Below are 26,398 nucleotides of genomic sequence, written 5' to 3'. Positions count from 1 at the left end.
TCCGATGGCAAAAATTGACTGGCACCGAACGTTGACCGAGGTCAATTTTCCTTCAGACGATGCCGTTAGATTCCCACAACATATTGTTGTCTTGAATAAGTCGAGACACATCATGTTGTGGAATCAAGCCAATGCCCCTGACACGGACCGCCCCTCTTCCCGCCAGCCTGCGCAAGCGCAACGGCGCTTCGGCTGCCTTCGATGCGAGCAAGATCGAACGCGCCATCGCTGCCGCCGGCGAAGCCAGCGGTGAGTTCACCGCGCCCCACGCCGAGGAACTGACCCGCCGCGTACTGGCGCGCCTGCCAGCGCAGAATGATCTGGACGTGGAGCAGGTGCAGGACGTGGTCGAGCGCGCGCTGATGGAAGCCGGCCACTACCCCACCGCGCGGGCCTACATCGTCTATCGCGAGCGCCACGGCCGCCTGCGCCGCGAGCGCAAGACGCTGGTGGACGTCGCCGCCTCGATGAACGAGTACCTCTCGCGGGAAGACTGGCGGGTGCGCGCCAACGCCAACCAGGGCTATTCCCTGGGCGGGCTGATCCTCAACGTGTCCGGCAAGGTCACCGCCAACTACTGGCTGGACGAGGTGTACAGCGAGGGCCTCGCCGTCGCCCACCGCGAGGCCGACCTGCACATCCATGACCTCGACATGCTCGCCGGCTACTGCGCCGGGTGGTCACTGCGCACCCTGCTTAGCGAAGGCCTGAACGGCGTGCCGGGGCGGGTCGAGGCCGGGCCGCCCAAGCACCTGTCCAGCGCACTGGGGCAGATGGTGAATTTCCTCGGCACGCTGCAGAACGAATGGGCCGGCGCGCAAGCGTTCAGCTCCTTCGACACCTACCTGGCCGCCTACGTACGCAAGGACGGGCTGAGTTATCAACAGGTGCGCCAGGCGCTGCAGGAGTTCATCTACAACCTCAACGTACCGTCGCGCTGGGGCACCCAGACGCCTTTCACCAACCTGACCTTCGACTGGGTCTGCCCGGAAGACCTGCGCGAGCAGATCCCCTACATCGGCGGCGTGGAAATGCCCTTCGCCTACGGCGAGCTGCAGGCCGAGATGGACCTCATCAACCGTGCCTACATCGAGGTGATGCAGGCCGGCGATGCCCACGGCCGGGTGTTCACCTTCCCGATCCCGACCTACAACATCACCCACGACTTTCCCTGGGACAGCGACAACGCCACGCGCCTGTTCGAGATGACCGCGCGCTACGGCCTGCCCTACTTCCAGAACTTCCTCAATTCGGACATGCAGCCCAACCAGGTGCGCTCCATGTGCTGCCGCCTGCAACTGGACGTGCGCGAGCTGCTCAAGCGCGGCAATGGGCTGTTCGGCTCGGCGGAGCAGACCGGCTCCCTCGGCGTGGTGACGATCAACTGCGCGCGTCTGGGCTACCGCCATCGCGGCGACTCGGCCGGCCTCTACCGCCAGCTCGACTACCTGCTGGAGCTGGCCTTCGACAGCCTGGAGGTCAAGCGCAAGGTCATCCAGCAACACATGGACGCCGGCCTCTACCCCTACACCAAGCGCTACCTGGGCACCCTGCGCAACCACTTCTCCACCATCGGCGTGAACGGCCTGCACGAGATGCTGCGCAACTTCACCGACGACCGCGAGGGCCTGCACACCGAGGCCGGACGGCAGATGGCGCTGGAGCTGCTGGACCATGTTCGCGCGCGGCTGGTGAGCTTCCAGGAAGACAGCGGGCACCTCTACAACCTCGAAGCCACGCCCGCCGAAGGCACCACCTACCGCTTCGCCCGCGAGGACCAGAAGCGCCACCCGGACATCCTCCAGGCTGGCACGCCGGAAGCGCCCTACTACACCAACTCCTCGCAGCTGCCGGTGGGCCTCACCGACGACCCGTTCGAGGCGCTGGAACTGCAGGACGCCCTGCAGTGCAAGTACACCGGCGGCACCGTGCTGCACCTGTACATGGCCGAGCGCATCTCCAGCGCCGAGGCTTGCAAGACCCTGGTGCGCACCGCCCTCGGGCGCTTCCGCCTGCCCTACCTGACGGTGACGCCGACCTTCTCCATCTGCCCGGTGCACGGCTACCTCGCCGGCGAACACGAGTTCTGCCCCCGCTGCGACGAAGCCGCGCTGCAGAAGGCCGCCACCCAGAGCTGCTGCGGCGGCTGTGGCGGCTGATTCACCCTTTCACTTTCATCCCCGCAAAAAGGAGCACTACCGATGACCGCGAACCAACTGCCCGAAAGCCAGCGCCAACGCTGCGAAGTCTGGACCCGCGTGATGGGCTATCACCGCCCGGTGACGGCCTTCAACGCCGGCAAGCAGTCCGAGCACCGCGAACGCCGCCACTTCCGCGAGACGCGATGAGCGCAGCCCTCAGGGTCGGGGGCCTCGTGCCCCTGACCACCCTCGATTACCCCGGCCTGCTGGCCTGCGTGCTGTTCTGCCAGGGCTGCGCGTGGCGCTGCCGTTACTGCCACAACCCGGAGCTGATTCCGGCACGGGGCGAGGCCCAGATTCGCTGGGACGATGTCCTCGCCTTCCTCAGCCGACGTCAGGGCCTGCTACAGGCGGTGGTGTTCAGCGGCGGCGAGGCAACGCTGCAGAAGGCGCTGCCCGATGCCATGGCCTGCGTACGCGAGATGGGGTTCCGCGCTGGCCTGCACAGCGCCGGCATCCGCCCGGAGGCCTTCGCCCGCGCACTCCCCCATGCCGACTGGGTCGGGTTCGACGTCAAGGGGCTGGCCGAAGACATGGGCGCCATCACCGGCGTGCAGCGCAGCGGCCTGGCCAATTGGCGCAGCCTGGACCTGCTGCTGGACAGCGGCGTGCAGCATGAATGCAGGACGACGGTGCACTGGCAGCTGTTCGACCTGGAGCGCCTGCGCCGATTGGCCTCGCGGTTGCGCGAGAGGGGTGTGGATAACTTCGTCGTGCAGCTGGCCCGTAGTGGGCGACAGCTCGATCCCGAGCTGATCGCCACACCGCCCCCCCAGGGCGCGGCCGATCTCTGGCGCGAATTGCACTCGCTATTCCCGAGCTTTGAATTGCGCGATGTCTGAACAACGCCGGGAGCACCCCCGTTGGATACTCCGGCGCTTTCCTGTAAGACCGTAGGGCGCATAACCCGGAACGGGTTATCCGCCGATTACCTCGCGGCGGATAACGCTGACGCGTTATGCGCCCTACGATCTTGCTCGCGATCGCGCGCACGGCGCGCTCCTACCATTCAACTCCGCCTCAAGCGCTTTTGTAGGAGCGAGCTTGCTCGCGAACAACCTCCGCTGCGGGGCCTGGTTCGCGAGCAAACTCGCTCCTGCGAAGAGCAAGAAAAAGCCCCGCCGAAGCGGGGCTTTTCATCACACGGACAACCGATCCATCAGGACGACAGGTAAGCCGAACGGGTCAGCCCCAGGCGCAGAGCGTCGAGGAACTGCGTACGCTCGCGCGCGGTGAGCTTGGCCCCGGCAACCTTGTCGCGGTAGTGGGTCATCAGTTCCTCGGGCGACAGGTGCACGTAGCGCAGCATGTCCTCGATGGTGTCGTGGGTCTCGATGCCGGCGTGGTAGAAGCTGCCGTCGGCGTTCTGGTAGACGTTCACCGAGTCGGTGTCGCCGAACAGGTTGTGCATGTCGCCGAGGATTTCCTGGTAGGCGCCGACCAGGAAGGTGCCGATCAGGTAGTCCTCGCCTTCCTTCACATCGTGCACCGGCATGCTGGTCTCGATGCTCTGCTCGTCGACGTACTGGGTGATCTTGCCGTCGGAGTCGCAGGTCAGGTCCTGCAGCACCGCGCGACGGGTCGGCTCCTCGCCCAGGCGATGGATCGGCAGGATCGGCAGCACCTGGCCGATGGCCCAGGTGTCGGGCAGGCTCTGGAACACCGAGAAGTTGCAGATGTACTTGTCGGCGAGCTTGTCGTTGAGTTCGTCGAGCACTTGGCGGTGCGAGCGCTGGTGAGCCTTGAGCTGGTTGTGCAGGCGGCGGCAGATGGCGAAGTAGCACTGCTCGGCCAGGGCTTTCTGCGCCAGGCTGATCTTGCCCTCGGCGTACTGCGCGGCGGCATCGCTCATGTAGTGGGTGGCGCGCCAGTAGGTCTCGGTGACCATCTCGGCGTCGGTCGGGCCGAGCAGGTCGGCCAGCCACTGGACGATCTCCGGCTGTTCGGCCAGGTCGGTGATCTTCGGCACTTCGTCGTTGTGCCGCTCGACGTCGGTGACCTGGGTGATCAGCACCGCGTGGTGCGCGGTCAGCGCGCGGCCGCTCTCGGAGAAGATGTGCGGATGCGGCAGGCCCTGCGCGTCGCAGAACTCCTTGAGCATGCCGACCACCACGCCGGCGTAGTCGTCGATGTCGTAGTTGATCGAGCTGGCGTTGCGCGAGTGGGTGCCGTCGTAATCCACACCCAGGCCGCCGCCGACGTCCACGTGGTCTACCGGCAGGCCGAGGGCACGCAGTTCGCCGTAGTAGCGGATGGCTTCCTTGAAGCCGTGCTGGTAGTCGGCCAGGTTGGCGATCTGCGACCCCATGTGGAAGTGCAGCAGGCGCACGCCCTGGTCCAGGCCCGCAGCGCGGAAGCGATCGACCACCGACAGCAGCTGCGCGGCGGACAGGCCGAACTTGGCCTTCTCGCCACCGGTGTCAGCCCACTTCGACGACGCCAGCGAGGACAGGCGCACGCGCAGGCCGACCTGGGGCAGCACGCCGATGGTGGCCGCCTCCTCGATCACCAGCTGCACCTCGGATTCCTTCTCGATCACGATGAACACGTTGTGGCCGAGCTTCTGCCCCATCAGCGCCAGCTTGATGAACTCGCGGTCCTTGTAGCCGTTGCAGACGATGGTGCCACCCTTGGGCGCCAGCGCCAGCACGGCCATCAGCTCGGGCTTGGAACCGGCTTCCAGGCCGATGGAAACGTTCTGCGTGGCGATGATGCTTTCCACCACCGCTTCCTGCTGGTTCACCTTGATCGGGTACAGCGCGGTGTAGCGGCTGGTGTACTCCAGGCGTGCGATGTTGGCATCGAAGGCACCGGTGAGCTTGCGCACGCGGTCCTGGAGGATGTCCGGGAAACGTACCAGCAACGGCAGCGACAGGCCCGCCTCGCGCAGCTGCTCGACCAGCGCATGCAGATCGATCGGCTGGGCATCGGCGCCCTGCGGGCGAACTTCCACGTTACCGGCGTCGTTGATGGCGTAGTAGCCAGCACCCCAGTGGCGAATTCCGTAGATGCTGCGGCTGTCAGCCACGGTCCAGTTGCTGCCGTCGTCTTTGCGGGTCCGTCTAGCGGCCATGCGGGGTGGTCTCCTCAAATTGCGCGAATGTGTGCAGGCGCCCGCCCGGCGTGCGGGTGAGTCGTCAAAGCCTGGTGGTGTAAACCTAGCCGGGCCTCGTGACGTTGCCGTGTTGACCGCCGGGGTTGGCGGTAAGTTTAGGAAAATCCGACGACACGCCCAGGGCGCGCCGATAAATCTCCCATCTAGGGAAAGGGCTTGCCGGCCATGCGCTCGACGCGCATCGCCTGGAACCCGTTCTCGACAGGGGAGAGTCGCTTGTCCCTTCAGACAGGCAATGGGAGACGGCTCAGCCGCCGGATTTCTTCGCCTTGAGGCCGCGCTTGGTCAGCTCTTCGAGCAGCAGGTCGACGTGGTCGCCCTGGATCTCGATGATGCCGTCCTTCAACGCGCCACCCGTGCCACAACGCTTCTTCAGCGCGGTCGCCAGGTCTTTCAGCGCATCGGCTGCCAGCGGCACGCCGGTCACCGTGGTCACGGTCTTGCCACCGCGGCCCTTGGTTTCACGACGCACACGAGCGATGCCATCGCCGGCCGGAATCTCGGCCTGCTTGCAGATGCACGCGCCAACGGGCTGATTGCAGTCCGGGCAGTGCCGGCCGGAATCAGTGGAGTAGACGAGCCCGCCGAGGGCGGACAGGGAGGATGCTTTCTTGACCACCGGGCGTTTCCCCAGGATTGGCCTCTGTGGGCCAGGTCAACGAATGGCCGGCGGGTGCCGACCGCGACGCCCCACTCAGGCAGGGGCTGCGCAATTCCCGGTGGAGGACCCTGCCGGAAAGGTCGCGCAATTTAGCAGCATTGAAGGCAAATGCTAAGAGCGAAAATGCGTCATTGATCGGCGGTTTGGCGACATGCGCTCTCTGAATGGCATCTGGAAGTCGGATCGAGCGATCGCGGACAAGTCCGCTCCTACGCCAGGGTCAGCATTTGGGTAGGAGCGGACTCCGTCCGCGATGTCTCAAAGCCAGCTCCGAGCCCCTAGAAACTCACCAGATACTTGCGCAACGCCAACAACGAATCCGGGCAGTACGGCGTGCCCGCCTTCGCCTCGGCCAGCACCTGGTGCGGGTCGATGAAGCGTGCCTCCAGCACTTCCTCGGGCTGCAAGCGCAAAGGTGCATCGGAGACGGCGGAGAACACCGCGCACCAGAGGCGGTTGTCCGGCTGGTCGAAGAAGAAGCAGCCGTGCTCGCGCAGTTCCACGCCAGCGATGCCCAGCTCCTCTTCCAGCTCGCGGGCAGCGGACTCGGCGTAGCTCTCGTCGGCCTGCACCATGCCGCCGGCGGCCGGGTCCCAGTAGCCGGGGTAGATCGCCTTGCTCAGCGCACGGCGGTGCACGCACAGCTCACCGGCAGAGTTGAACAACAGGATGAACGTGCCCCGGCCGATCAGCCCGCGCTCGCGCAGTTCGGCGCGCGGCAGGCTGCCCTTGAGCTGGTCGTCACGGTTCACCCAGGCAACCAGCTCGGCGTCCGAAGCCGCCCGATGGGCGGCTTCCTTGTCGCTGATGTCGACCATGGATCAGCCCTGGGCCAGCAACTGACGCAGATCGATGATCGCGGCGTTGGCACGGGAGATGTAGTTGGCCATCACCAGCGAGTGGTTGGCCAGCACGCCGAAGCCGCTACCGTTGAGGACCATCGGGCTCCACAGCGGCGCCTCGGCGGCCTCCAGCTCGCGGATGATCTGGCGCACGCTGACAGTGGCGTTCTTCTTCGCCAGCACGTCGGCGAAGTCCACCTCGATGGCACGCAGGATGTGCGACAGCGCCCAGGCCTGGCCACGGGCTTCGTAGAACACGTTGTCGATCTGCATCCAGGGGGTTTCCTGGATCACTTCCTCGACGTCCGGCGCCTGGCCCGGAGTGACCGGCTGCATCGGCGTGATGTTGGTGTTCAGCTTGACCCGGCCGACGCTGGCCGAGAGGCGCTGGGACAGCGAGCCCAGGCGGGTGGAAACGTCACCCAGCCAGTTGTTCAGGCTGTCGGCGCGGGCATAGAACTGCGCGCCGGCAGGGTCGGCGGAGAGACGGCCGAGGTAGCGATCCAGCGACTTGATGCCTTCGGCGTACTCCGACTCGGAGGACGGCAGCGCCCAGCTCTTGTTGTCGAAGTTGAAGCGCGGCTCGGCGCGCGCCAGGTCGGCGTCCTCGGTGGACTGCGACTGGGAGCGGGCGAAGTCCTTGCGCAGCGCGCGGGACAGATCGCGCACCTGGACCAGGGCGCCGTACTCCCAGCTGGGCATGTTGTCCAGCCAGACGCCCGGCGGGAAGATGTCGTTGGACAGGTAGCCGCCCGGCTTGTCGAGCAGCGTGGCAACCACTTCCTTCAGCGTTTCCACCGTGGTGTAGCCCACCACCATCTGCCGACCGGCACGCTCGGCGGCGGCCTGGGCATTCTGCTGCACCGGGAACAGGTCCGGCTCCTGGCTCCAGTACCAGCCAACCGCGCCGCAGACCAGCAGGTAGGCGCCCAGCAGGCCGCCCAGCGCACGCCCCAGCCAGGGGCCGCCGAAGTAGGCGCGTGCGTCGTCCACCGAGTCATTCATGCGATCACGCACGGAGCCGCGTTTCTTCCAGTTCCACATGGCAAGTTCCTTAACGTCCCGAATTCGAAGATAGCTTGGACCCGCAACCGGCCCCAGGGTGCCGGGATTTTAGGCCTCGCTGCGCAAGCATGCCGCACAGCAGCGGATCAGCGCAGCCTACCCTGCGCATGGTGCTAGGTAATGGTGCGAAATACAAAGCTTGCGATGTTTGACCGAAGGCACTGTTATTGCCACCAAGGATTGGTAGCATAGGGCCATCACTGTGTATCACGGCGGAAACAACTTCGCCCCGCAGGCCGCCGGTACGGCCCTCTTAAAGAAGCGTGCGATGACCGAGCTCGACGACCCATCCCTCGACCGCCTCAAGCATCATTTCGCCCAGCGGGTGATCCACCAGGCCCGCCACCTGCTGGAAGTCTGGCAGCGCCTGTCGCGCTCGGAATGGACCAGTGCGGGAATGGCCGAGTTGGCTGAAGCCGGCCTGCGCCTGCAACGCTATGCCGAACGCTTCGAGCAGGCCGAGCACGCCGACCTGGCCAAGGCCATCGCGCAGTGCCTGAACGCCGTGCAGGACAATCGCGGGCGTCTCTCCAGTGAGCTGATCACCGAGCTCAACCGCCTGATGCAGCGCCTGTCGCGCACCGGCCTGCGGCATGGCGACCAGTTCGAGCAGACCCACCTGCCGCCGCTGCGCAAGCCCGTGTACCTGGCCCTGCAGGACCAGGAGCGCGCCGAGCGCCTGGCCCAGCAGCTGGAATTCTTCGGCATGGCCGCACAGCCCTGCGAGCACGCCAACGCCTTCCGCGCCGCCATGGCCGACCGCCACCCGGCGGCCATCGTCATGGAAATCGACTTCGCCAATGGCCAGGGCCTGGCACTGGCCGACGAAGCCCAGGCGGGCCTCAAGCAGAAGCTGCCGGTACTGTTCTTCAGCCATGAGGAAACCGACACCCCCACCCGCCTGGCCGCCGCCCGCGCCGGGGGCCAGGACTTCTTCAGCGGCGCGCTGGATGCCTCCGGGCTGCTGGAAAAGATCGAGACCCTGACCCGCGTGGCGCATTACGAGCCGTTCCGCGTGCTGATCGTCGACGACTCCCGCGCCCAGGCCGCGCACACCGAGATGGTCCTCAACAGCGCCGGCATCGTCACCCGTGCGCTCACCGCGCCGCTCTCGGTGATGGCGGAGCTGGCCGAATTCCAGCCGGACCTGATCATCCTCGACATGTACATGCCCGAATGCCTGGGGACCGAACTGGCCAAGGTGATCCGCCAGCACGAGCGCTATGTCAGCGTGCCAATCATCTACCTGTCCGCCGAGGACGACCTGGACAAGCAGCTCGACGCCATGAGCGAAGGGGGCGACGACTTCCTCACCAAGCCGATCAAGCCGCGCCACCTGATCGCCACCGTGCGCAACCGCGCCGCCCGCGCGCGCAGCCTGAAGGCGCGGATGGTGCGCGACAGCCTCACCGGCCTGTACAACCACACCCATACCCTGCAACTGCTCGACGACGCCCGCTTCCGCGCGCGCCGCGAAGAGCGCCCGCTGACCTTCGCGATGCTCGACATCGACCACTTCAAGCGGGTCAACGACACCTACGGCCATCCCATGGGCGACCGGGTGATCAAGAGCCTGGCGCTGTTCCTCAAGCAACGCCTGCGCAAGACCGACCACATCGGTCGCTACGGCGGCGAGGAATTCGCCGTGGTGCTGCCGGACACCGATGCCGCCTCGGCACACAAGGTGCTGGAGGAAATTCGCCAGCGCTTCGCCGAGATCCACTACCCCGCGCAGCCCCACGACCTGAGTTGCACCTTCAGCTGCGGCATCGCCGAGCTGGGCGAGGAGATGGATATCAAGACCCTCGCCAAGCAGGCCGACGAGGCGCTGTACACCGCCAAGCACGGCGGTCGCAACCGCGTCGAGGTCTACAAGTAACATCCGCGTCGTCCTGGCGCGGCGCTCTGCCGCGTCATTTTTCGACCGAGCGATGGCACCTTGTCATCAGCCAGTAACGAAACTGCAATAGGGTCAGGGCTCGCCGTTTTATCGCTGTCGGTCGAGACCTGCCATGCGCCTCAAGCTGCTCACCAATCTCAATACCTTCCTGCTCCTGCTCGTGTGCCTCGCGCTGGGCGCCACCCTGTGGTGGTCGCAACGCGCGCTGGAGCGCCCGTTCACCTTGATGGACCGCTACCTGGAACTCTCCCAGGGCTTCGAACGCAAGGTCGCGCAGAACATCCAGGCCTACCTCGCCAGCGGCGACGCGCTCAAGCAGAAAGCCGCCCAGCAGGGGTTGGACGAACTGGCCGCAGAGCTGCCGCAACTGCCCGACAGCCTCAGCCAACTGCTCGGCCAGAGCCTCGACGAGCTGCGCCAGTTCAGCGCCAACCAGCTGCTCGCCGCCGGCAAGCTGGCCGGCGACCCGCAGGGCCTGCTGCTGCAAGCCGAGCGTGATCTGCTGGCGGCATTGGATCAGCTCGGCGCCTATGCGGACGCCAGCCAAAACCCCGCCGCCAGCGAGTACCGCACCCCGCTGCTGCAAGCTGGCCTGCACCTGACGCGCCTGGCCCACGCCCGCGCCAAACTGGTGGACAGTGGCAACCCGGCGCTGGCCGAGGACATCCAGCGCGAGCTGGAAACCCTGCGCCAACTGGCCGAACGCATCGACGCCCTGCCCCTGCTCGGCGTACTGGAACAACAGGCCTCCGCCTCCGACGACTTCGCTGCGATGATGGGCCTGGAATCCCAGCCGGCCGCGCAAGCGCGGAGCGAGGACCGTGGCGTCACCTTGAAGCGCGACCTCGCCGGTGTGCTGCGCCGCTATCCGGACGAACTTGAGCGCACCCGCCAACTGATCGCCCAGCGCCAGCAACTGGCCAACGCCACCGCCCAACGCCTGGGCGCCGTGCAGCAGGCGCTGGCGACCCTGGAACCGCAGGTGCGCGAAGAGCGCTCGAAGATCCAGGCGCAGGTGCGCGTCATCCAGGGCGCGCTGATCGCCCTGATCCTCGCCACCGCGCTGCTCATCGACACCCTGCAACGCCGCCTGGCGCGCGTGCTCGGCCAGCTTGTCCCGGCGCTCTCGACCTGGGCGCGCGGAGACTTCAACCAGCCTATCGCCCTGGCCACCCGCACCCGCGACCTGGTGGAGTTGCAGGAATCGCTGAACCGTCTGCGCGACTTCCTCGGCACTCTGGTCGGCACCATCCACCAGCGCGCCGAAGAAGTCGCCGGCAGCAGCCGCGCCCTGGCCGAACTCAGCGGTGGCCTGCATGCCGGCGCCGAGCGCCAGGCCAGTGACACCGGGGAAATCCGCGATGCGCTGGGCAACATGGAAGCAGCGATCCAGCAGGTGGCCGGCGACGCCAGCCAGGCCGCCTCGGCCAGCCACGCTGCGGGCACGGCTGTCGAGCAAGGGCAGCAGGTGATCGGCAACAGTTTGAGCGGCATGCGCGCCCTGGTCGACGAAGTGCAGAACAACGCCCAGGCCATCGAGAATCTCGCCGAAGAGTCAGCCACCATCGGCAATGTGCTGGGGGTGATTCGCTCCATCGCCGACCAGACCAACCTGCTGGCGCTGAACGCCGCCATCGAGGCCGCACGCGCCGGCGAGCAGGGCCGTGGTTTTGCCGTGGTGGCCGAGGAGGTCCGTTCGCTGGCCCTGCGCACCGCAGGTGCCACCGAGGAGATCCAGCAGCTCACCGCACGCCTGCAACAGGCCGCGCGGCAGTCGGTGGAGGCGATGCGCAGCCAGGTCGAGCACGCGGAAGTCACCGCCAATCAGGCCGGCGCCGCCGAGGGCGCGCTGGACGAGGTGGTCGGTGCCATCCGCACCATCGCCAGCATGGCCGAGCGTATCGCCGAGAGCTCCGCCCAGCAGAGCGGCGCGGTCAGCGAGATTCGCTCCCACAGCGAACGTATCCACGAACTGGGCAACCAGAACCTGCGCCTGATCGGCCAGGGCCGCAGCCAGGGCGAGCAACTGCAGGAGCTTGGCGGGGCATTGCACACCGCGGTGCGGGCTTTCCGGGTATGACGCTGGCCGCCGGGCCAGTCGCGGCCAGGCTTTACTCCAGCGGGATCAAAGGCCCCTCACCCTAACCCTCTCCCGCGAGCGGGAGAGGGGACCGTTCGGCACAAGCTGAGGCCATGGTGTCAGCCCGCACGGGCGGCCCCCTCTCCCTCTCGGAGAGGGTTGGGGTGAGGGGAAAGGCGTGGCACGAAATAGCGTCAGGCGACCGCTCAACTCACCGCGCGCATCCCGCCCGCTACGTCCCGCCCCGACAGCTCGCGGATGAACAGCCCGAGCAGCTCCGATTGGCTGCCGATGCCGAGCTTGGCGTAGATGTTCTTGCGGTGGATCTTCACCGTGCCGGGGCTGATATCCAGCTGCTCGGCCACCGAGGCGCTGGAGTGGCCGCGCAGCAGCAACTGGACGATCTCCTGCTCGCGGGCGGTCAGCAGTTGGGCACCGAACTGGTCGAAGGCCTCGCGGATCTGGTAGTCCAGGTCCTGCACCGGGCGCGGTTGCGCGCGACGCAACTCCCAGGCCTCGCGCACTACCTGCTCGACCACCGGCCGCGCGCACTCCAGCAGTTGCATCTCGTCGCGGCTGTAGGCGGGGCTGGAGGTCTTGCGCATCAGCGAGAGCACGGCGGTGGCACCGTCGGCGAGGTCGATGAAGAAGGCGATCTCCTCGGTCAGGCCGGTCTGCTGGTAGTAGGTCTGGTAGTACTCGCCCAGGTAGAAGTGGTCCGGCGCGAACTGCCGCAGGCGCCACAGTCCCGCTGCCTGCTGGCGGGTACAGGCGAGGTAGAAGGGATCGAGCAGGTAGGGGCCGACCTGGTAGTCCTCCACATACACGTGGCGGACATCGGCCGGGAAGGTGTCGAACAGGTCCAGCGGCCGGTGGTTGCCTTCGTAGACGAAGAGCACGAAGTTATCCACCGCGCAGACCTGCTGCAGCCACTGGCTGAGGCCGAGCAGGCGCGGACGACCGGCGGCCAGCGGGAGCAGATGGGCGACTCCGCCGGTCCAGGCTTTGAGTTCCTTGTGGCGCATGGGCTGTCGTTCTTGTTGTGTGCGCGATGGGCACACTATAGGCGTTCGGGATTCCACACGGAAATGCAGCTTTTGCGCCACACCCCGCAAAGCCCCGCCACGCCTGAAGACAGCGGCTGATCCAGCCTCCGGCGCGCACCGCAATGAAGCAGGCGCGCGCCTTGTCGGCTCAGGGGCGACGAGCGCCCTTGCCGCCCGGCTTTCCAGCAGACGATTTGCCGGAAGAAGATTTTTCGGAAGAAGGTTTGCCAGCAGCGGGCTTGCCGCCGGCGGGTTTACCGCCGAGACCGAAACCCGGCGCCTTGCGCACTGCCTTGACCTGCGGTTTGTCGTCCAGCAGCGAGCCGAGGTGCACCTTGCCCGGCTTGCCTTCCGGCACTTTGGGTTGCTTGGGCTTCTTCGGCTTCTTCAGCACCTGGCCGCCCGCCGAGGTCACCGGCACGCGGTGTTCCGCCTCGAAGCCGTCTTCCTCGTGGCGCGGCAGGGTCTGGCCGATCAGCGTCTCGATGGCCGCCAGTTGCTGCACTTCGTCGGCGCAGACCAGCGAGATCGCCTGGCCGCTGGCGCCCGCGCGGCCGGTACGGCCGATGCGGTGCACGTAATCCTCGGGAACGATGGGCAGGTCGAAGTTGATCACCAGCGGCATCTCTTCGATGTCCAGGCCGCGGGCGGCAACGTCGGTGGCGATGAGGAAGTTCACCTCGCCAGCCTTGAACCGCGCCAGGGCACGCAGGCGCGTGGGTTGCGGCTTGTCGCCGTGGATCGAGTCGGCGGCGATGCCTTCCTTGTGCAGCACGCCGACCAGTTCGTCGACGCCCTTGCGGGTCTTGGCGAATACCAGCGCCTGACGCCAGCCCTGCTCGCGCATCAGGTGCAGGAACAGCTCGGCCTTGCGCTTCTTGTCCACGGTGACCAGGTGCTGCTTGACGGTCTTGGCCGCCGTGTTGCGCGGCGCCACGTCGATGGTCAGCGGATCGCGCAGCAGGGTGCGGGCCATCTGGCGGATGGCGTCGGAGAAGGTCGCGGAGAACAGCAGGGTCTGTCGGCGCCTGGGCAGCGCGGCGAAGACTTCGTCCAGCTCGCGGGAAAAGCCCAGGTCGAGCATGCGGTCGGCCTCATCCAGCACCAGCACCTGCAACTGGTTGAACTTCAGCGCGTTCTGTCGATAGAGGTCGAGCAGGCGGCCGGGTGTGGCCACCAGCACGTCGACACCCTTGCGCAGCTTCATCATCTGCGGGTTGATGCTGACCCCGCCGTAAGCCACGGCTGTACGCAGCGGCACATGCTGGCCGTAGACGCGGAAGCTTTCGTGCACCTGCTCGGCCAGCTCGCGGGTCGGCACCAGCACCAGCGCGCGGATCGAGTTGGCGGCCACCTGCGGGCCTTCGTGCAGCAGTTTCTGCAGCAGCGGCAGGGCGAAGCCGGCGGTCTTGCCGGTGCCGGTCTGGGCAGCGGCCAGCAGGTCGCGGCCCTTGAGCACAGCCGGGATGGCCTGGGCCTGCACCGCCGTCGGGTGCTGGTAGCCGAGCCCGTCGAGGGCGCGCAGGAGAGGGTCGATCAGGCCAAGGGAGGCGAAGGTCATGAAGCGCTCGCAGAAACAAATCGGAATGAGCGGCATTGTAGCCGCCGGGGTCAGGATCGCAGCAGCAGTGCGCCTTCGATGGGCACGTAGTGGCTGGCCGCACGGATCAGCGCCTGGGCGGTGAGGCCTGGTACGCCGTAGGCGGTGGCATCGCTACCGCCGGCACGCACGCGCTCGAGCAGCAGGTCGAAATCGCCGTCGCCGGAGGCCAGCACGATCTCGTCCACTTGCGGCGCGGCGTCGAGGATGTCGATGGTGATGCCTACGTCCCAGTCACCCTTGGCCGAGCCGTCGGCGCGCTGGATGTAGGGCTTGAGCTTCACGGTGAAGCCGAGCTTGCGCAGGATCTGCTGGAATTGCTGTTGCTTCGCATCGCCGCGGTCGATGGCGTAGGCGTAGGCCTGGACGATGTTGCCCCGGGCACTCAGCTCGGCCCACAGGGCGGCGTAGTTGAAGTGGCAGCCGTAGGCCTGACGCACGGTGTAGTAGAGGTTCTGCACGTCGGCGAACAGGGCGATGGTCTTCAACGATGACTCCGGAACAAAAGCAGCGGGGGCGCATTATCGGCACAGTGCGCGGCCCCCGCCAGTCCCGGTGGGCGGGACGGGTTCCGGAGCCGGTCAGCTGAACAGGTCGCCGTCGTCATCGCCGAAGAAGCTGGAGTCGTCGCCAAAGCTGCCGCTGTCGTCATAGCTGCCGCCGTTGTCGGCGTAGCGGTCGCCGTCCTGCAGGGTGTCACTTGCCGGGGAATCATCGAAATTCGAGGGCTCCGGCTGCACCGGTTGTTCCTGGATCACTTCGACGATTTCCTGCGGCTGGCTGCCGTGGAACAGGCTGGTCAGCGCGTTCGCCACCATCATGCCGCCGGCTACGCCCGCAGCGGTCTGCAGGGCACCACGCATGAAGCCGCCGCCCTGGGGCGCAGCCTGTGCCGCCGCCGGCGCTGGGCGCCAATCATTCGGGTTGCTGGCGGAAGCCGAACTGCTCACGCCTGGTTGCGAGAAGCGCGTCTGTCCCCAGCCGTCCGGTCGCTGCTGCGCTTGGGCGGGGCGTTGCTCCTGGCTCTGGCCGCCGCCAAACAGCCCGGCGAGGAAGCCGCCGCTGCTCGGACGCTGTTCCTGGGCCCTGGCCTGTTGGGCCTCCAGTTCCTTGACGCGCTGGTCCAGGCGCTTGATCGCCGCTTCCTGGATCAGCATCGCCTGGGCCATGTAGTACGGCGCGGCCGGCTGCTGCACCAGATGCTTGTTGATCTGTGCCTCGGCGTCAGCGTCACGCGGCGCGGTCTGCGCCTCGGCGTCACGCAGACGGGTGAACAGACCATCGATCAGGGATTGCTCTTCGGAATTCATGACAGGCCTCGAGTGAGCGGGTGGTTCGGCAGAACAATGCCTTTCCAACATTGGATTGGCTCGCAAAAAAACAAGTTCCGCTCACAGAATTCTGGCGTCTTCAGCTGAGGGTTTGCTTAAGTTAGAGTCGAAGCCCTCGCACAGTATCGGGTTACTGATGAATCCCCTTTCCATCCTCCGCGACACCTGGTTCTTCTTCTCCCGTCATCTGGGCACCCTGGTGCCGCTGTGCCTGCCCTGGATCGTCATCGAGACGCTGGTCCAGCAGCAGATCAACGTCGCCGCCGGCTCGCAGAACTTCGCCCCCTGGGGCATGGCCGCCGGCCTGGTGTTCTACCCGATCTACACCGCCAGCCTGATTCTCTACATGATCGATGTCGGGGAAGGGGTGGAGCGCGGCGTGCGTGAACTGTGGAGCGCGGCGCTACGCCTGTGGCCGGCCTTCGCACTGCTCTCGGCGATCAGCTCGCTGCTGATCGTGATCGGCCTGTACCTGATGGTGCTGCCGGGCATTTTCGTAATGATCAAGCTGGCCTTCGCCGAGTTCCTTCTGGTGCAGCGCGGCCGCGCGCCGATCGACGCGATGCGTGAAAGCTTCAGCCTCACCACCGGGCATTTCTTCCTGCTGCTGATGACCTCGCTGGCGATCCTCGCGCCGGTGTGGATCGCCGAGGGCTGGATCACCGAGGCCGGCCAGGAGGCGCCGGTCCTCAGCATCGCCCTGCACTCCCTGAGCGGGTTCTTCCAGCTGCTGCTGACGGTGGCCGCCTACCGCATCTTCATCCTGCTCGGCCGCGAAGGCTGAGCGGCAGCAAGTCGCAACAAATCCCCCGGCACATCGCGCGCCGGGGTTCTACGCTGGAGTCTCCTTCCCACCCCCCGAAAATCCGGAGTAAGGAGACTCGCCGTGAGCGACTTCCCGCCCAGCTGCCTTTCGCACATTTCCATCGGCACCAACGACTACCCGCGCGCCAAGGCCTTCTATGACGCCGTGCTGCCGACGCTGGGCTGCCAGCCGATCATGGAACACCCCGGCGCCGTGGCCTACGGTCGCGTGTTCCCCGAGTTCTGGCTGCAGACGCCCATTGATGGCAGCCCGGCCAGCGTCGGCAACGGCACGCACTTCGGCTTCATGGCCAATTCCCGCGAGGAAGTGGACGCCTTCTACCGCGCCGCGATCGCGGCGGGCGCCCGCGACGACGGCGCACCCGGCCCGCGCCCGCTGTATGGCGACCCTTACTACGGCTGCTTCGTCCGCGACCTGGACGGGCACAAGATCGAGGCATCGTTCTGGGACATGGCGATGGCGGATGGCGGTTTCGACAGCCACTCACACTGAACCGCCCTACTCTTCTGAAGGACCGCGACGGTGCTTTCCCTGTAGGAGCGAGCTTGCTCGCGAACCGCCCAAGGCTCGGAGCCTGCCGGTGTTCGCGAGCAAGCTCGCTCCTACAAAGAGCTAATGCTCCGGCTTGAGCCCCGACATCTTCGGCACCAGCAGCTTCTCGAACAGCCGTGGGAAGAAGCGCGCCAGTAGCCGCGCCCGCCAGTTGACGTTGGACAGAACCAGCAAGCGCCGGCGGCGCAGCGCGCCCTGGTAGATCGCCTCGGCCACATCGCGCGGCGAAGCGACTTCCGCGCCGAGCACCAGCGCCGGCTGGCGGATCATCGAGCCGTCGCCCACCAGGGCGTTCTTGCGCAGGTCGGTGGCGGTGAAGCCCGGGCAGGCCAGGGTGATCGCCACGCCGGTGCCGTCCAGCTCCATGCGCAGCGTGTCGAACAGCCCGTGCAGCGCATGCTTGCTGGCGTTGTAGGCGCTGCGATAGAGCAGCGGAGCGAAGCCGGTCAGCGAGCTGAGCACGACGATCTGCCCATGCCGCGCCAGCAGGCTGGGCAGCGCCGCCTGGGTACAGTGCAGCGCGCCATAGAAATTCACCGCCATCACCCGCCGGAACACCGCCAGCTCCGTCTCGATGAACAGGCTGCGGTGGGTGATGCCGGCGTTGTTCACCAGCACATCGATGCCGCCGAAGCGTTCGATCGCCAGCGCCACCGCGCGCTGTACGGCGTCGGTATCGGCGATGTCGCAGCGCAGGCCAAGGGCTTCGACGTTGAGATGTTCGCGCAGGTGCTGCACCAGACTGTCCAGCGCCGCCTGGTCGAGGTCGAGGATCACCGGATGCGCCCCCGCCTGGGCGAAGCGCAGCACCAGGGCGCGACCGATGCCGGAGCAGCCGCCGCTGACCAGCACCACCTTATGCCGGTAGACCGAGTGCGAGAAGAATTTGCGCGACATGGCAGTCTCCCGAAGCACGCAAAGTGCGAGGGCGGCGTCTTGCGAACGACATCTCACAAGATTTCAGGATAATTCCCATCAGGAACACAGAGGTGAAATACAAAGTCACAGCCACTATCCTCTGGCCCAAACAAGCATAGCCCCTGGTTACCCATGAGCCTCTCGCTTCGCCGTCGCGCCCTGTTCCTGCTGTTCATCGCCCTGCTGCTCGCCATCACCGCCGCCTGGCTGCTGGCCTGGCACCCCGCCGGGCGCGAAAGCGTCGCTGCGCAGTGCCGCGCACCCGCGCCGCAACTGCAGCCGGGCCAGGCGCTGAAGGTGATGACCTGGAACGTCCAGTACCTGGCCGGCAAGCGCTATATCTTCTGGGACGACCTGCCCGACACCACCGGCCCCGACGACAGCCCCAGCCCCGAAGACATCGCCTACAGCCTCGACGAAGTGGTGCGGGTGATCCGCGACGAGGCCCCGGACATCGTCCTGTTGCAGGAAGTGGACGACGGCGCCGCCGCCACCGGCAAGCAGGACCAGCAGGCCTTGATCGGCGACCGCCTGACCGACCTCTACCCCTGCTCCACCGCCGCCTTCGACTGGAAGGCCCGCTTCGACCCCAACCCCCATGTGTTCGGCAGCGCCGGGCGCAAACTGGTGACCTTCAGCCGCTTCCAGATTTCCCGCGGCGAGCGTATCGCCCTGCCGCAGCGCTCGTTTATCCCGCTGCTGCACCTGTTCGCCCCGCAGCCGGCGCTGCTGCAAAGCGACCTGCCGATCCGCGGCGGCGGCCAGCTCAGCGTGATCAACACGCGCCTGGACCGCCCCAATGGCGACGACACACCGCAGCGTCAGGTCGAAGCCGTCGAGGCCCACCTGAACAGCCTGCAGGCCGCCGGCCGGTCCTGGTTGCTGGGCGGCGACCTCGGCCTGCTGCCGCTGGGCCAGTACCCTTATCTGCCGGAGGTCCTACGCGCGCCCTACCGCGCCAACAGCGAACTGAACCTGCTGGCGGCGCGCTTCCCGGTGGTCCCGGCGGTGGAGGAATCCAGCGGTACCGAGCAGGCGAACTGGTACACCCACTTCCCCAACGACCCGCGCGTGCACAAGCCCGACCGTACCCTCGACTACCTGTTCCACAGCCCTAGCCTGAACCGCCTCGAAGCCGGCGTGCGCAGCCACGACACCCTGCGTATTTCCAACCACCTGCCGCTTTCCGCGCGTTTCCTGCTGCCCCACTGAGCGCTGCGGCGCAGGCTGGACAAGCGCGGCGCGGCGGCCCCATGCTCGACCGGCACTAACAACAATAACCAAGCACCTGGGGTATCCATGTATTTTCCCCGCCTCGCCGGGCTGCTCATCGCCCTGCTCTGCCTCAATGCCTTCGCCGTCGACCGGCCCACACTGGCCGACCGCTTGCCGCACCCGCTGCCGGCGCTGAGCGTGGGCTACTACGAATTCCCGCCCTACACCTACACCGCCCCCGACGGCACCACGCGCGGCAGCGGCGCCGAGATGGTCCGGCGCATCCTGCTCAAGGCCGGCTACCGTGCCGATTTTCGCCCCTTGCCCAGTGCACGCCTGTACCTCGGCCTGCAGGACGGCAGCGTGCAACTCTGGGCCGGCGCGCCCGGCAAGGCGGAACTGGTCGACAGCACACTGGAGTGCGAGCGCATCCTCGGCCACGTCGAGTTGAACCTGTACCGCCCGGCTTCGCAGCCGTCGCCGCAGATACCCAACGGGCTGACCGGCAGCCGGGTGATCCTGATCAGCGGCTACAGCTACTGGCGGCCGATCAGCGAGATGCTGGCCGACCCGGCGCTGAAGCTGGAGGTACACCGCACCAGCACCCACACCGCCGCCTTGCAGATGCTCGAACGGGGCCGTGGCGACTACCTCATCGACTACCAGACCCCAGTGGAGCAGGCACGCCGGGAGCTGAACATGGCGCCGCTGGCCTTCGACAAGCTGTACAGCGTGCCGACCAAACTCATCGTCTCCCGCCAAACGCCCGACGCCGAAGGCCTGCGCGCGCAGCTGGACCACGCCTACGACGCGCTGCAGGCGGCGGGTTACGAGATGAAGCTGCCCTGATCGAGACGACCGGAGCCGCAAAGCCCCTGTAGGAGCGAGCTTGCTCGCGAACCCCGACACGCTCCGACGCTCGGAGGATTCGCGAGCAAGCTCGCTCCTACGAAAAGCGGTGCACCGCGATCAGGTTTTACGCGGCTTGGCCCGCGCCGTCGGCTCGGCGATCAAGGGATCATCCGGCCAGTAATGCTTGGGGTAGCGCCCCTTCAGGTCCTTCTTCACTTCCGCATAGGTGCTGCGCCAGAAATTGGCCAGGTCCTGCGTCACCTGCACCGGGCGCTGTGCCGGCGACAGCAGGTGCAGCTTCACCGCCACCCGCCCACCGGCAATGCACGGCGTATCGGCCAGGCCGAACAGCTCCTGCAGGCGAACGGCGAGTACTGGCGGAAACTCGCTGTAGTCCAGACGGATGCTCGACCCGGACGGCACCTGCAGCGCGCGCGGCGCCAGCTCGTCCAGCCTTTGCGGCAACGGCCAGGGCAGCAGCGCGTGGAGAATCCCGCTCAGCTCCAGGTTGGCGAAGTGCGACAGCCGCGAGACCTTGCCCAGGTACGGCAGCAACCAGTTCTCCAGCGAAGCCAGCAGTGCGGCGTCACTGACGTCCGGCCACTCGCTGTCGCCCTTGCCCTCCAGATCGAGCCGGCGCAGCAAGGCGATACGCGCCTGCCACTGGCGCAGCTCCGGCGTCCACGGCAGCAGCTCCAGGCCCTTGCGCCGCACCAGCCCGAGCAGCGCGCGGCTGCGGGCCTCGGCATCGAGGTTGGGCAGCGCCTCGGTGGACAGCACCAGCTCGCCGACCTTGCGCTGGCGCTCGGCGCGCAGCACGCCTTCGCGCTCGTCCCACTCCAGTTCGTCGTGGACGCTGACCTGCTCGGCGAGGATCGTCTCGAACAACGCCGGCTCCAGCGCCGCCGCCAGGTAGATGCGTTCTTCGCGCTGGCCCTGGCGACTGCCGAGGTCGGCGATCACCAGCCAGGCTTCCTTCATCAGCGCATCCGGCTCACCGAACAGCGCAGCGCGGCCGTTGGCCAGGCGGTACTCGCCACCGCCCGCACGGCGCTGACGGGCAATGCGGTCCGGGTAGGCAAAGGCCAGCAGGCCGCCCAGCCAACGCGGATGATCGGGGTCGGCCACCGGCTCGCGGGCCGGGCCGCGCAGGTAGCCCTTGAACTGCCGCGCCAGTTGGCGAACGCGCTGCACCGCGCCACGGCTGGCACGCGCGCCGCTCTGCTCGCCGCCCAGCAAGGCAATGCGGTGATGCAGATCGGCATCGTTGCCGCGCAGGATGTCGCGCTCACCGAGCAAGGCGGCCAGATCACAGGCCAGTTGCCCCAGCCCCAGCGCGTGGCCGCGCAGCAGCAGATGGGCGATGCGCGGGTGCGCCGGCACTTCGGCCATGGCCTGGCCGTGGGCCGTCAGGCTGCCGCCGCCAGCGCGGGAAGCGAGCGCGCCGAGGCGCTCCAGCAGGTCCTGGGCCTGGGCATAAGCGGCGGCGGGCGGCAGGTCGAGCCAGGCCAGCTCCTGCGGGGCGACGCCCCAGCGCGCCAGTTGCAGGGCGAGACCGGCGAGGTCGGCCTGGAGGATTTCCGCCGCGCCATAGGCCGGCAGTTGCTCGTGCTGCGCTTCGGACCACAGCCGATAGCAGGCGCCCGGCTCCAGTCGCCCGGCACGGCCGGCGCGCTGGGTGGCGGAGGCGCGGGAGATGCGCTGGGTGTCCAGGCGGGTCATGCCGCTGCCCGGATCGAAGCGCGGCACCCGCGCCAGCCCGGCGTCCACCACGACGCGCACGCCGTCGATGGTCAGGCTGGTCTCGGCGATGTTGGTCGCCAGCACCACCTTGCGCTTGCCCGACGGCGCGGGCTCGATGGCGGCGCGCTGGGCGTCGAGGTCGAGTTCGCCGTGCAGCGGGCAGATGAGAATCTCGGGACGACCGGCCAATGCCTCGCCCAACTGTTCGGCGACCCGGCGAATCTCCGCCTGACCGGGCAGGAACACCAGCAGGCTACCGGGCTCGTCGGCCAACGCCTGCTGCACCGTCTGCACCACACGCGGTTCGATGAACTCGCCGGCCTGCCACGGGCGGCCCCAGCGGATATCCACCGGGAACATACGGCCCTCGCTGCGCACTACCGGCGCGTCGCCCAGCAGCGCGGACAGGCGCTCGCCTTCCAGCGTTGCGGACATCACCAGCACTTTGAGCGGCGGCTCGTCGCGCAGCAGAGCGCGGCCATTGAGGGTCAGCGCCAGGGCGAGGTCGGCGTCCAACGATCTTTCGTGGAACTCGTCGAAGATCACCAGCCCTACGCCTTCCAGCGCCGGGTCATCCTGCAGGCGGCGAGCGAGAATGCCTTCGGTGACCACTTCGATGCGCGTCTTCGGGCCGACCTTGCTGTCCAGGCGAATGCGGTAGCCGACGGTCTCACCGACCTTTTCACCCAACTCGCTGGCCAGCCTCTCGGCGGCAGCACGGGCGGCAAGGCGGCGCGGCTCCAGCATCAGGATCGACTGCCCGGCCAGCCACGCCTCAGCCAGCAGCGCCAGCGGCACGCGGGTGGTCTTGCCGGCGCCGGGCGGCGCTTCCAGCACCATCTCGTGGCGCTCGGCCAGGGCCTGGCGCAGGGCGGGAAGGACGCTATCGATGGGAAGGGCGTGCATGCCGGCTCCTGGAACTCGAATGTCATAAGGCAGTCACCCGGCCATAGCGCGGGGCGCGCGATTATAGCGGGCGAACCGCGATGCCAAGTCAGCAGTCATAGCAGCAACGAAAACGCTGGCTAGTGCGAAACTGCCAGCAGCCGTTCAGAACTCGTTGTTATAGTTGTCCGCATCATCCTCCCGGAGGTTTTTCCATGCGTCTTGCCACCCGAGTCTCCTGTGCCGTTCTGAGTGCCGCCCTGTTCAGCCAGCTGACCGCTTGCGGCACCCTGTTCTACCCCGATCGACGCGGCCAGATCGACGGCCGCATCGACCCGGCAGTCGCTGCCCTGGACGCCGTCGGTCTGTTGTTCTACGTCATCCCGGGCCTGATTGCCTTCGGCGTAGACTTCGCCACCGGCGCGATCTACCTGCCCGACGAGAAGTACTCGGTCGCACCGGAAAAGCTCAAGGATGCCGTGAGCGAAGACGGCACCGTGGACAAGGCTAAACTCAAGGCGATCCTCGAGCGTGAAACCGGTCGCAGCCTGCCCCTGGACGATCCGCGTCTGCTCCAGCGCAGCGGCAACCTCCAACAACTCGCCAGCCTGGGCCTGCGCCCGGAGGCCTGATATGCACGGCGCCCTCGCTTCACACCTGCAGCAACTCCTGGCGTACCACCAGTGGGCCTACGAACGCATCCTGGAGGCCGTCGCGCCGCTGGATGAAGAGGCCTACCGCGCACCGCGCGGGCTGTTCTTCGGCAGCCTGCATGGCACCCTCAACCACCTCGCGGTGGTCGATCGCATCTGGTTCGCCCGCGTGCAGCGGGAGCCCTGGCAGTTCGAACGGCTCGACGCCGAGGCCGCGCCCGACCGCGCCGGCCTCGCCGACTTCCTCAATGACGGTGTCAGCGCCTGGCGTCTGTGGCTGAGCAAGCAGACCGACGCCACCCTCGGCACCCAACTGGACTACCGCAACATGGCCGGGCAGGAACACCGCCAGAGCCTGGCGAACATCGTCCAGCACCTGGTCAACCACGGCACCCACCACCGCGGGCAGATGAGCGCCGCGCTCACCGCGCTGGGCCACAAGGCGCCGCTGCTGGACTACATCTACTTCCTGCCCAACCGCCTGGACACCTGATGCTCAAGCACGCCAGCCACGCCCACCTGATGCGGCTGGCGACCTTCGCGTCGCTCGGCGTGGCCATCACCCTGGTGGTGGCCAAGTCCATCGCCTGGTGGCTCAGTGGTTCGGTCAGCCTGCTGGCCGGCCTCACCGACTCGCTGCTCGACGGGGCCGCCTCCTTCCTCAACCTGCTGGCGGTGCATTACGCCATCCGCCCGGCGGACGACGACCACCGCTACGGCCACGGCAAGGCGGAATCGCTGTCTGGCCTGGCCCAGGCGCTGTTCATTGCGGTCAGCGCCGTGCTGGTCGGCGCCCAGGCCATCGACCGACTGCAACACCCGGAGCCGGTGGAAGCCGTCGGCTGGGGTATCGCGGTGATGATCCTGTCACTGGTGCTCACTGCCGGCCTGCTGACGGTGCAGGGCTACGTGGTGAAGATCACCGGCTCCAACGCCATCCGCGCCGACTCCCTGCACTACCGCTCCGACCTGCTGCTCAACAGCAGCATCCTGGTGGCGCTGCTGCTGGCACAGTTCGGCTGGCAGCAGATGGACGCCATCTTCGGCCTGGGCATCGCGCTGTATATCCTCTGGAGTTCGTTCCAGATCGCCCGCGAATCGGTCGCCGTACTGATGGACGAGGAACTGCCGCCGGATGTCAGCACGCGCATGCTCGAGCTGGTGCGTGAAGTGCCCGGCGTGCTTGGCGCTCATGATCTGCGCACACGGATTTCCGGCACCCACTGGTTCGTCCAGCTGCACCTGGAGTTGCCCGGCGAGTTGTCACTGTCGAAGGCGCATTACCTGTGCGACGAGGCGGTGCTGGCGATCCACAAGGAGTTCCCGCGGGCCGAGGTGCTGGTGCACGCCGATCCGCAGGAAGTGGTGGGCAAAGAGACCATCAGTTAGTGAGCCTCAGTTGACGCTGTAGCCGCGTCCGCTCAGGCAGGCGCCCAGGGCGCGGCGGTAGTTGTCGGCGACGTAGGCCGGCGGCGCATAGCTCGCCAGGGCCGGGTCGAAACCGCTCTGGTCAGCGGCCCAGCGGTGGCATTCGTAGCGGTCGCGGGACTGCTGGTCCGGGCCCTGGTTGTACATCGGGTAAGCCATCACGTCGTAAGCCGACTGCGCCACGCTGGCGACCTGCTGCTGTGGCGGGGCCACCACTTCGTAATCCTGCGAACCGGCCTGCCACAGGTAATAGGTGCCGGCCGCGAGGAAGTAGCCGATGCTGCCGATCCACACCTGCTCGGCGTAGGACGGCAGGTAGCGCACACGCACGCCGTAAGGCGGCGTCACCACCACATAGCGCGAGCCGTAAGGGCGATACCAGTAGCCATCGTTGAAATAGTAATCACCGCCGCGATAGGGCACGCGGTAGTGCCCGCTTGGCATGGCGTTGACCACGTAACCCGGCCGCCAGTAGGACGGATGTGGGCCCCAGTTGCCGCGGGAAGGCGGCGGGCGGCCCTGCCAGCCTGCCGATGGCGGACGATTGCCGCCCTGCCAACCGGCGCTGCCGTGGTCGTTGCCTTGCGGACGACCTTGCCACTGACTGCCATTGTTGCCCTGCGGACGACCCTGCCATTGCCCGCCATTGTTGCCCTGCGGACGACCCTGCCATTGACCGCCATTGTTGCCCTGCGGACGACCCTGCCACTGGCCACCATTGTTACCCTGCGGACGACCCTGCCACTGGCCACCATTGTTGCCCTGCGGATGCCCCTGCCATTGGCCGCCGGGGTTGCCCTGCGGACGACTGTGCTCCTGACCTCCATTATTGCCCTGTGGACGCCCCTGCCACTGACCACCGTTGTTTCCTTGCGGATGCCCCTGCCATTGGCCGCCTGGGTTGCCTTGCGGGCGCCCATGCTCCTGGCCGTTGTTGCCCTGAGGCCGCCCCTGCCATTGGCCGCCGTTATTGCCCTGCGGGCGTCCCTGCGTATCGGGCCCCTCGGCCGCCACCGCCTGGACCGCGACGGCCAGAGAAAGCACAGCGAACGAGGCGAACCGCCCGATGCCCGACTTCATGGATTCCTCACTTCGGCGACGGCCGAAAACAGTGATGCGACATTGCCATAGACCACGGCGCAAAGCCGCCATTGCAGGGCGCTGGGTAAAGTCAGGGTAAAGATGGAGGGGCAAATCGCGGGCAAGAAAAAAGGGAGGCTCGTCAGCCTCCCTTTGTGGAATCTCGTCCTGCTCGTCGCTGTTGGCGCCGGCTCACCTCGCTCCGCCTTCTGGGCAGTGCGTAGCCCGGTGGCCGGCGCGATCCTGTTGGGTCGGCGGGCCGCGAAGCGCCTGATTGGGCGGATCGCAGGGGGACGTGATGTCCGGGCTGTGAATCTGGGAGAAATAGTACGGCGACAGAGCGAGGAAATGATTGCTAAGATTGCTCATACAGGTATCACCTGAGCAACAAATACCTAAAAATTA

21 protein-coding genes and 1 pseudogene are annotated in these 26,398 nt (G+C 66.9%); 11 read left to right on the top strand and 11 right to left on the bottom strand.

Annotated elements, in window-relative coordinates; all coding sequences use genetic code 11:
- The first annotated feature begins 131 nt into the window (after nt 1-131).
- Together CTR55_RS13375 and CTR55_RS13370 are read left to right on the top strand one after the other, a co-directional pair.
- A pseudogene (locus CTR55_RS13375) lies at nt 132-2,348 on the top strand (ribonucleoside triphosphate reductase).
- Entirely contained in the window at nt 2,345-3,043 is a 699-nt protein-coding gene (locus CTR55_RS13370; protein WP_296286854.1) for an anaerobic ribonucleoside-triphosphate reductase activating protein, read from the top strand. Before CTR55_RS13375 ends, CTR55_RS13370 begins: the two are co-directional and overlap by 4 nt.
- Nucleotides 3,044-3,360: 317 nt before the next feature.
- Here CTR55_RS13370 and speA read toward each other — a convergent pair whose 3' ends face one another.
- From speA to CTR55_RS13350, 4 genes are all read right to left on the bottom strand, one after another.
- Nucleotides 3,361-5,274 carry an arginine decarboxylase gene (gene speA / locus CTR55_RS13365; RefSeq protein ID WP_296286853.1) on the bottom strand — a complete coding sequence of 638 codons (1,914 nt, stop codon included), beginning with the start codon at nt 5,272-5,274 and terminating at the stop codon, nt 3,361-3,363.
- Between the two features lie 289 nt (nt 5,275-5,563).
- A complete protein-coding gene (locus CTR55_RS13360; RefSeq protein WP_024766966.1) occupies nt 5,564-5,935 on the bottom strand; it encodes a translation initiation factor Sui1 in 372 nt (123 codons plus the stop codon).
- 320 nt (nt 5,936-6,255) lie between these two features.
- Nucleotides 6,256-6,795 carry an NUDIX hydrolase gene (locus CTR55_RS13355; RefSeq protein ID WP_296286850.1) on the bottom strand — a complete coding sequence of 180 codons (540 nt, stop codon included), beginning with the start codon at nt 6,793-6,795 and terminating at the stop codon, nt 6,256-6,258.
- 3 nt (nt 6,796-6,798) lie between these two features.
- Nucleotides 6,799-7,863: a DUF2333 family protein gene (locus CTR55_RS13350; RefSeq protein WP_296286849.1), complete on the bottom strand. Its 1,065-nt coding sequence runs from the start codon at nt 7,861-7,863 to the stop codon at nt 6,799-6,801.
- A 289-nt stretch (nt 7,864-8,152) separates the two neighbouring features.
- On the opposite strand from CTR55_RS13350, the gene CTR55_RS13345 reads away from it, so the two are divergent.
- The gene (locus CTR55_RS13345) at nt 8,153-9,763 is read left to right on the top strand and encodes a PleD family two-component system response regulator (protein WP_296286847.1); all 1,611 of its coding nucleotides are present in this window, start codon (nt 8,153-8,155) and stop codon (nt 9,761-9,763) included.
- Between the two features lie 133 nt (nt 9,764-9,896).
- Nucleotides 9,897-11,864, top strand: coding sequence for a methyl-accepting chemotaxis protein (locus CTR55_RS13340; protein WP_296286845.1), 1,968 nt, complete (start codon nt 9,897-9,899; stop codon nt 11,862-11,864).
- Nucleotides 11,865-12,070: 206 nt separating this feature from the next.
- Here CTR55_RS13340 and CTR55_RS13335 read toward each other — a convergent pair whose 3' ends face one another.
- The 4 genes from CTR55_RS13335 to CTR55_RS13320 form a co-directional block, all read right to left on the bottom strand.
- Nucleotides 12,071-12,889, bottom strand: coding sequence for a LuxR C-terminal-related transcriptional regulator (locus tag CTR55_RS13335; protein WP_296286843.1), 819 nt, complete (start codon nt 12,887-12,889; stop codon nt 12,071-12,073).
- 169 nt (nt 12,890-13,058) lie between these two features.
- Nucleotides 13,059-14,471: a DEAD/DEAH box helicase gene (locus CTR55_RS13330; RefSeq protein ID WP_296286842.1), complete on the bottom strand. Its 1,413-nt coding sequence runs from the start codon at nt 14,469-14,471 to the stop codon at nt 13,059-13,061.
- A gap of 50 nt (nt 14,472-14,521) precedes the next feature.
- On the bottom strand, nt 14,522-14,998 hold the full coding sequence (locus CTR55_RS13325) for an NYN domain-containing protein (protein ID WP_296286840.1): 477 nt from the start codon (nt 14,996-14,998) through the stop codon (nt 14,522-14,524).
- Between the two features lie 93 nt (nt 14,999-15,091).
- Complete coding sequence (locus CTR55_RS13320) at nt 15,092-15,820, bottom strand: DUF2076 domain-containing protein (protein ID WP_296286838.1); 729 nt, start codon at nt 15,818-15,820, stop codon at nt 15,092-15,094.
- 157 nt (nt 15,821-15,977) lie between these two features.
- Here CTR55_RS13320 and CTR55_RS13315 point away from each other — a divergent pair, with 157 nt between their 5' ends.
- Nucleotides 15,978-16,625: a YciC family protein gene (locus CTR55_RS13315; RefSeq protein ID WP_296286836.1), complete on the top strand. Its 648-nt coding sequence runs from the start codon at nt 15,978-15,980 to the stop codon at nt 16,623-16,625.
- Between the two features lie 102 nt (nt 16,626-16,727).
- Nucleotides 16,728-17,159: a VOC family protein gene (locus CTR55_RS13310; protein WP_296286835.1), complete on the top strand. Its 432-nt coding sequence runs from the start codon at nt 16,728-16,730 to the stop codon at nt 17,157-17,159.
- Nucleotides 17,160-17,279: 120 nt separating this feature from the next.
- Here CTR55_RS13310 and CTR55_RS13305 read toward each other — a convergent pair whose 3' ends face one another.
- Complete coding sequence (locus CTR55_RS13305) at nt 17,280-18,116, bottom strand: SDR family oxidoreductase (RefSeq protein ID WP_296286834.1); 837 nt, start codon at nt 18,114-18,116, stop codon at nt 17,280-17,282.
- A gap of 153 nt (nt 18,117-18,269) precedes the next feature.
- Here CTR55_RS13305 and CTR55_RS13300 point away from each other — a divergent pair, with 153 nt between their 5' ends.
- Nucleotides 18,270-19,349, top strand: coding sequence for an endonuclease/exonuclease/phosphatase family protein (locus tag CTR55_RS13300; protein ID WP_296286832.1), 1,080 nt, complete (start codon nt 18,270-18,272; stop codon nt 19,347-19,349).
- An 87-nt stretch (nt 19,350-19,436) separates the two neighbouring features.
- Nucleotides 19,437-20,201: a transporter substrate-binding domain-containing protein gene (locus CTR55_RS13295; protein WP_296286830.1), complete on the top strand. Its 765-nt coding sequence runs from the start codon at nt 19,437-19,439 to the stop codon at nt 20,199-20,201.
- Between the two features lie 120 nt (nt 20,202-20,321).
- On the opposite strand, the gene hrpB is transcribed toward CTR55_RS13295, so the two are convergent.
- Complete coding sequence (gene hrpB, locus CTR55_RS13290) at nt 20,322-22,853, bottom strand: ATP-dependent helicase HrpB (protein WP_296286829.1); 2,532 nt, start codon at nt 22,851-22,853, stop codon at nt 20,322-20,324.
- Between the two features lie 194 nt (nt 22,854-23,047).
- Between hrpB and CTR55_RS13285 the strand changes: the two genes are divergently transcribed.
- From CTR55_RS13285 to CTR55_RS13275, 3 genes are read left to right on the top strand one after another with little or no spacing between them, the layout of a single operon-like run.
- Nucleotides 23,048-23,464 carry a polyribonucleotide nucleotidyltransferase gene (locus CTR55_RS13285; RefSeq protein WP_296286828.1) on the top strand — a complete coding sequence of 139 codons (417 nt, stop codon included), beginning with the start codon at nt 23,048-23,050 and terminating at the stop codon, nt 23,462-23,464.
- A gap of 1 nt (nt 23,465) precedes the next feature.
- Entirely contained in the window at nt 23,466-23,978 is a 513-nt protein-coding gene (locus CTR55_RS13280; RefSeq protein ID WP_296286826.1) for a DinB family protein, read from the top strand.
- The gene (locus CTR55_RS13275; protein WP_296286824.1) at nt 23,978-24,874 is read left to right on the top strand and encodes a cation diffusion facilitator family transporter; all 897 of its coding nucleotides are present in this window, start codon (nt 23,978-23,980) and stop codon (nt 24,872-24,874) included. The genes CTR55_RS13280 and CTR55_RS13275 overlap by 1 nt, the downstream gene beginning before the upstream one ends.
- A gap of 6 nt (nt 24,875-24,880) precedes the next feature.
- Here CTR55_RS13275 and CTR55_RS13270 read toward each other — a convergent pair whose 3' ends face one another.
- The gene (locus CTR55_RS13270) at nt 24,881-25,993 is read right to left on the bottom strand and encodes a DUF6515 family protein (protein ID WP_296286822.1); all 1,113 of its coding nucleotides are present in this window, start codon (nt 25,991-25,993) and stop codon (nt 24,881-24,883) included.
- Nucleotides 25,994-26,398: the final 405 nt, after the last annotated feature.

The sequence above is a fragment of the Pseudomonas sp. genome (assembly GCF_002796985.1).
GTDB lineage: Bacteria > Pseudomonadota > Gammaproteobacteria > Pseudomonadales > Pseudomonadaceae > Pseudomonas.
The sequence above is the reverse complement of the archived record's forward strand: the minus strand, read 5'-3'. Positions and strand labels throughout refer to the sequence as shown.

Bases quoted from the DNA above. Each gene is read 5' to 3' on its own strand.
- CTR55_RS13330 (WP_296286842.1), bottom strand. From the start codon at position 14,471: ATGACCTTCGCCTCCCTTGGCCTGATCGACCCTCTCCTGCGCGCCCTC.
- CTR55_RS13335 (WP_296286843.1), bottom strand. From the start codon at position 12,889: ATGCGCCACAAGGAACTCAAAGCCTGGACCGGCGGAGTCGCCCATCTG.
- CTR55_RS13370 (WP_296286854.1), top strand. From the start codon at position 2,345: ATGAGCGCAGCCCTCAGGGTCGGGGGCCTCGTGCCCCTGACCACCCTC.
- CTR55_RS13295 (WP_296286830.1), top strand. From the start codon at position 19,437: ATGTATTTTCCCCGCCTCGCCGGGCTGCTCATCGCCCTGCTCTGCCTC.
- CTR55_RS13355 (WP_296286850.1), bottom strand. From the start codon at position 6,795: ATGGTCGACATCAGCGACAAGGAAGCCGCCCATCGGGCGGCTTCGGAC.
- CTR55_RS13340 (WP_296286845.1), top strand. From the start codon at position 9,897: ATGCGCCTCAAGCTGCTCACCAATCTCAATACCTTCCTGCTCCTGCTC.
- CTR55_RS13285 (WP_296286828.1), top strand. From the start codon at position 23,048: ATGCGTCTTGCCACCCGAGTCTCCTGTGCCGTTCTGAGTGCCGCCCTG.
- CTR55_RS13270 (WP_296286822.1), bottom strand. From the start codon at position 25,993: ATGAAGTCGGGCATCGGGCGGTTCGCCTCGTTCGCTGTGCTTTCTCTG.
- CTR55_RS13305 (WP_296286834.1), bottom strand. From the start codon at position 18,116: ATGTCGCGCAAATTCTTCTCGCACTCGGTCTACCGGCATAAGGTGGTG.
- speA (WP_296286853.1), bottom strand. From the start codon at position 5,274: ATGGCCGCTAGACGGACCCGCAAAGACGACGGCAGCAACTGGACCGTG.
- hrpB (WP_296286829.1), bottom strand. From the start codon at position 22,853: ATGCACGCCCTTCCCATCGATAGCGTCCTTCCCGCCCTGCGCCAGGCC.
- CTR55_RS13275 (WP_296286824.1), top strand. From the start codon at position 23,978: ATGCTCAAGCACGCCAGCCACGCCCACCTGATGCGGCTGGCGACCTTC.
- CTR55_RS13315 (WP_296286836.1), top strand. From the start codon at position 15,978: ATGAATCCCCTTTCCATCCTCCGCGACACCTGGTTCTTCTTCTCCCGT.
- CTR55_RS13350 (WP_296286849.1), bottom strand. From the start codon at position 7,863: ATGTGGAACTGGAAGAAACGCGGCTCCGTGCGTGATCGCATGAATGAC.
- CTR55_RS13280 (WP_296286826.1), top strand. From the start codon at position 23,466: ATGCACGGCGCCCTCGCTTCACACCTGCAGCAACTCCTGGCGTACCAC.
- CTR55_RS13300 (WP_296286832.1), top strand. From the start codon at position 18,270: ATGAGCCTCTCGCTTCGCCGTCGCGCCCTGTTCCTGCTGTTCATCGCC.
- CTR55_RS13320 (WP_296286838.1), bottom strand. From the start codon at position 15,820: ATGAATTCCGAAGAGCAATCCCTGATCGATGGTCTGTTCACCCGTCTG.
- CTR55_RS13345 (WP_296286847.1), top strand. From the start codon at position 8,153: ATGACCGAGCTCGACGACCCATCCCTCGACCGCCTCAAGCATCATTTC.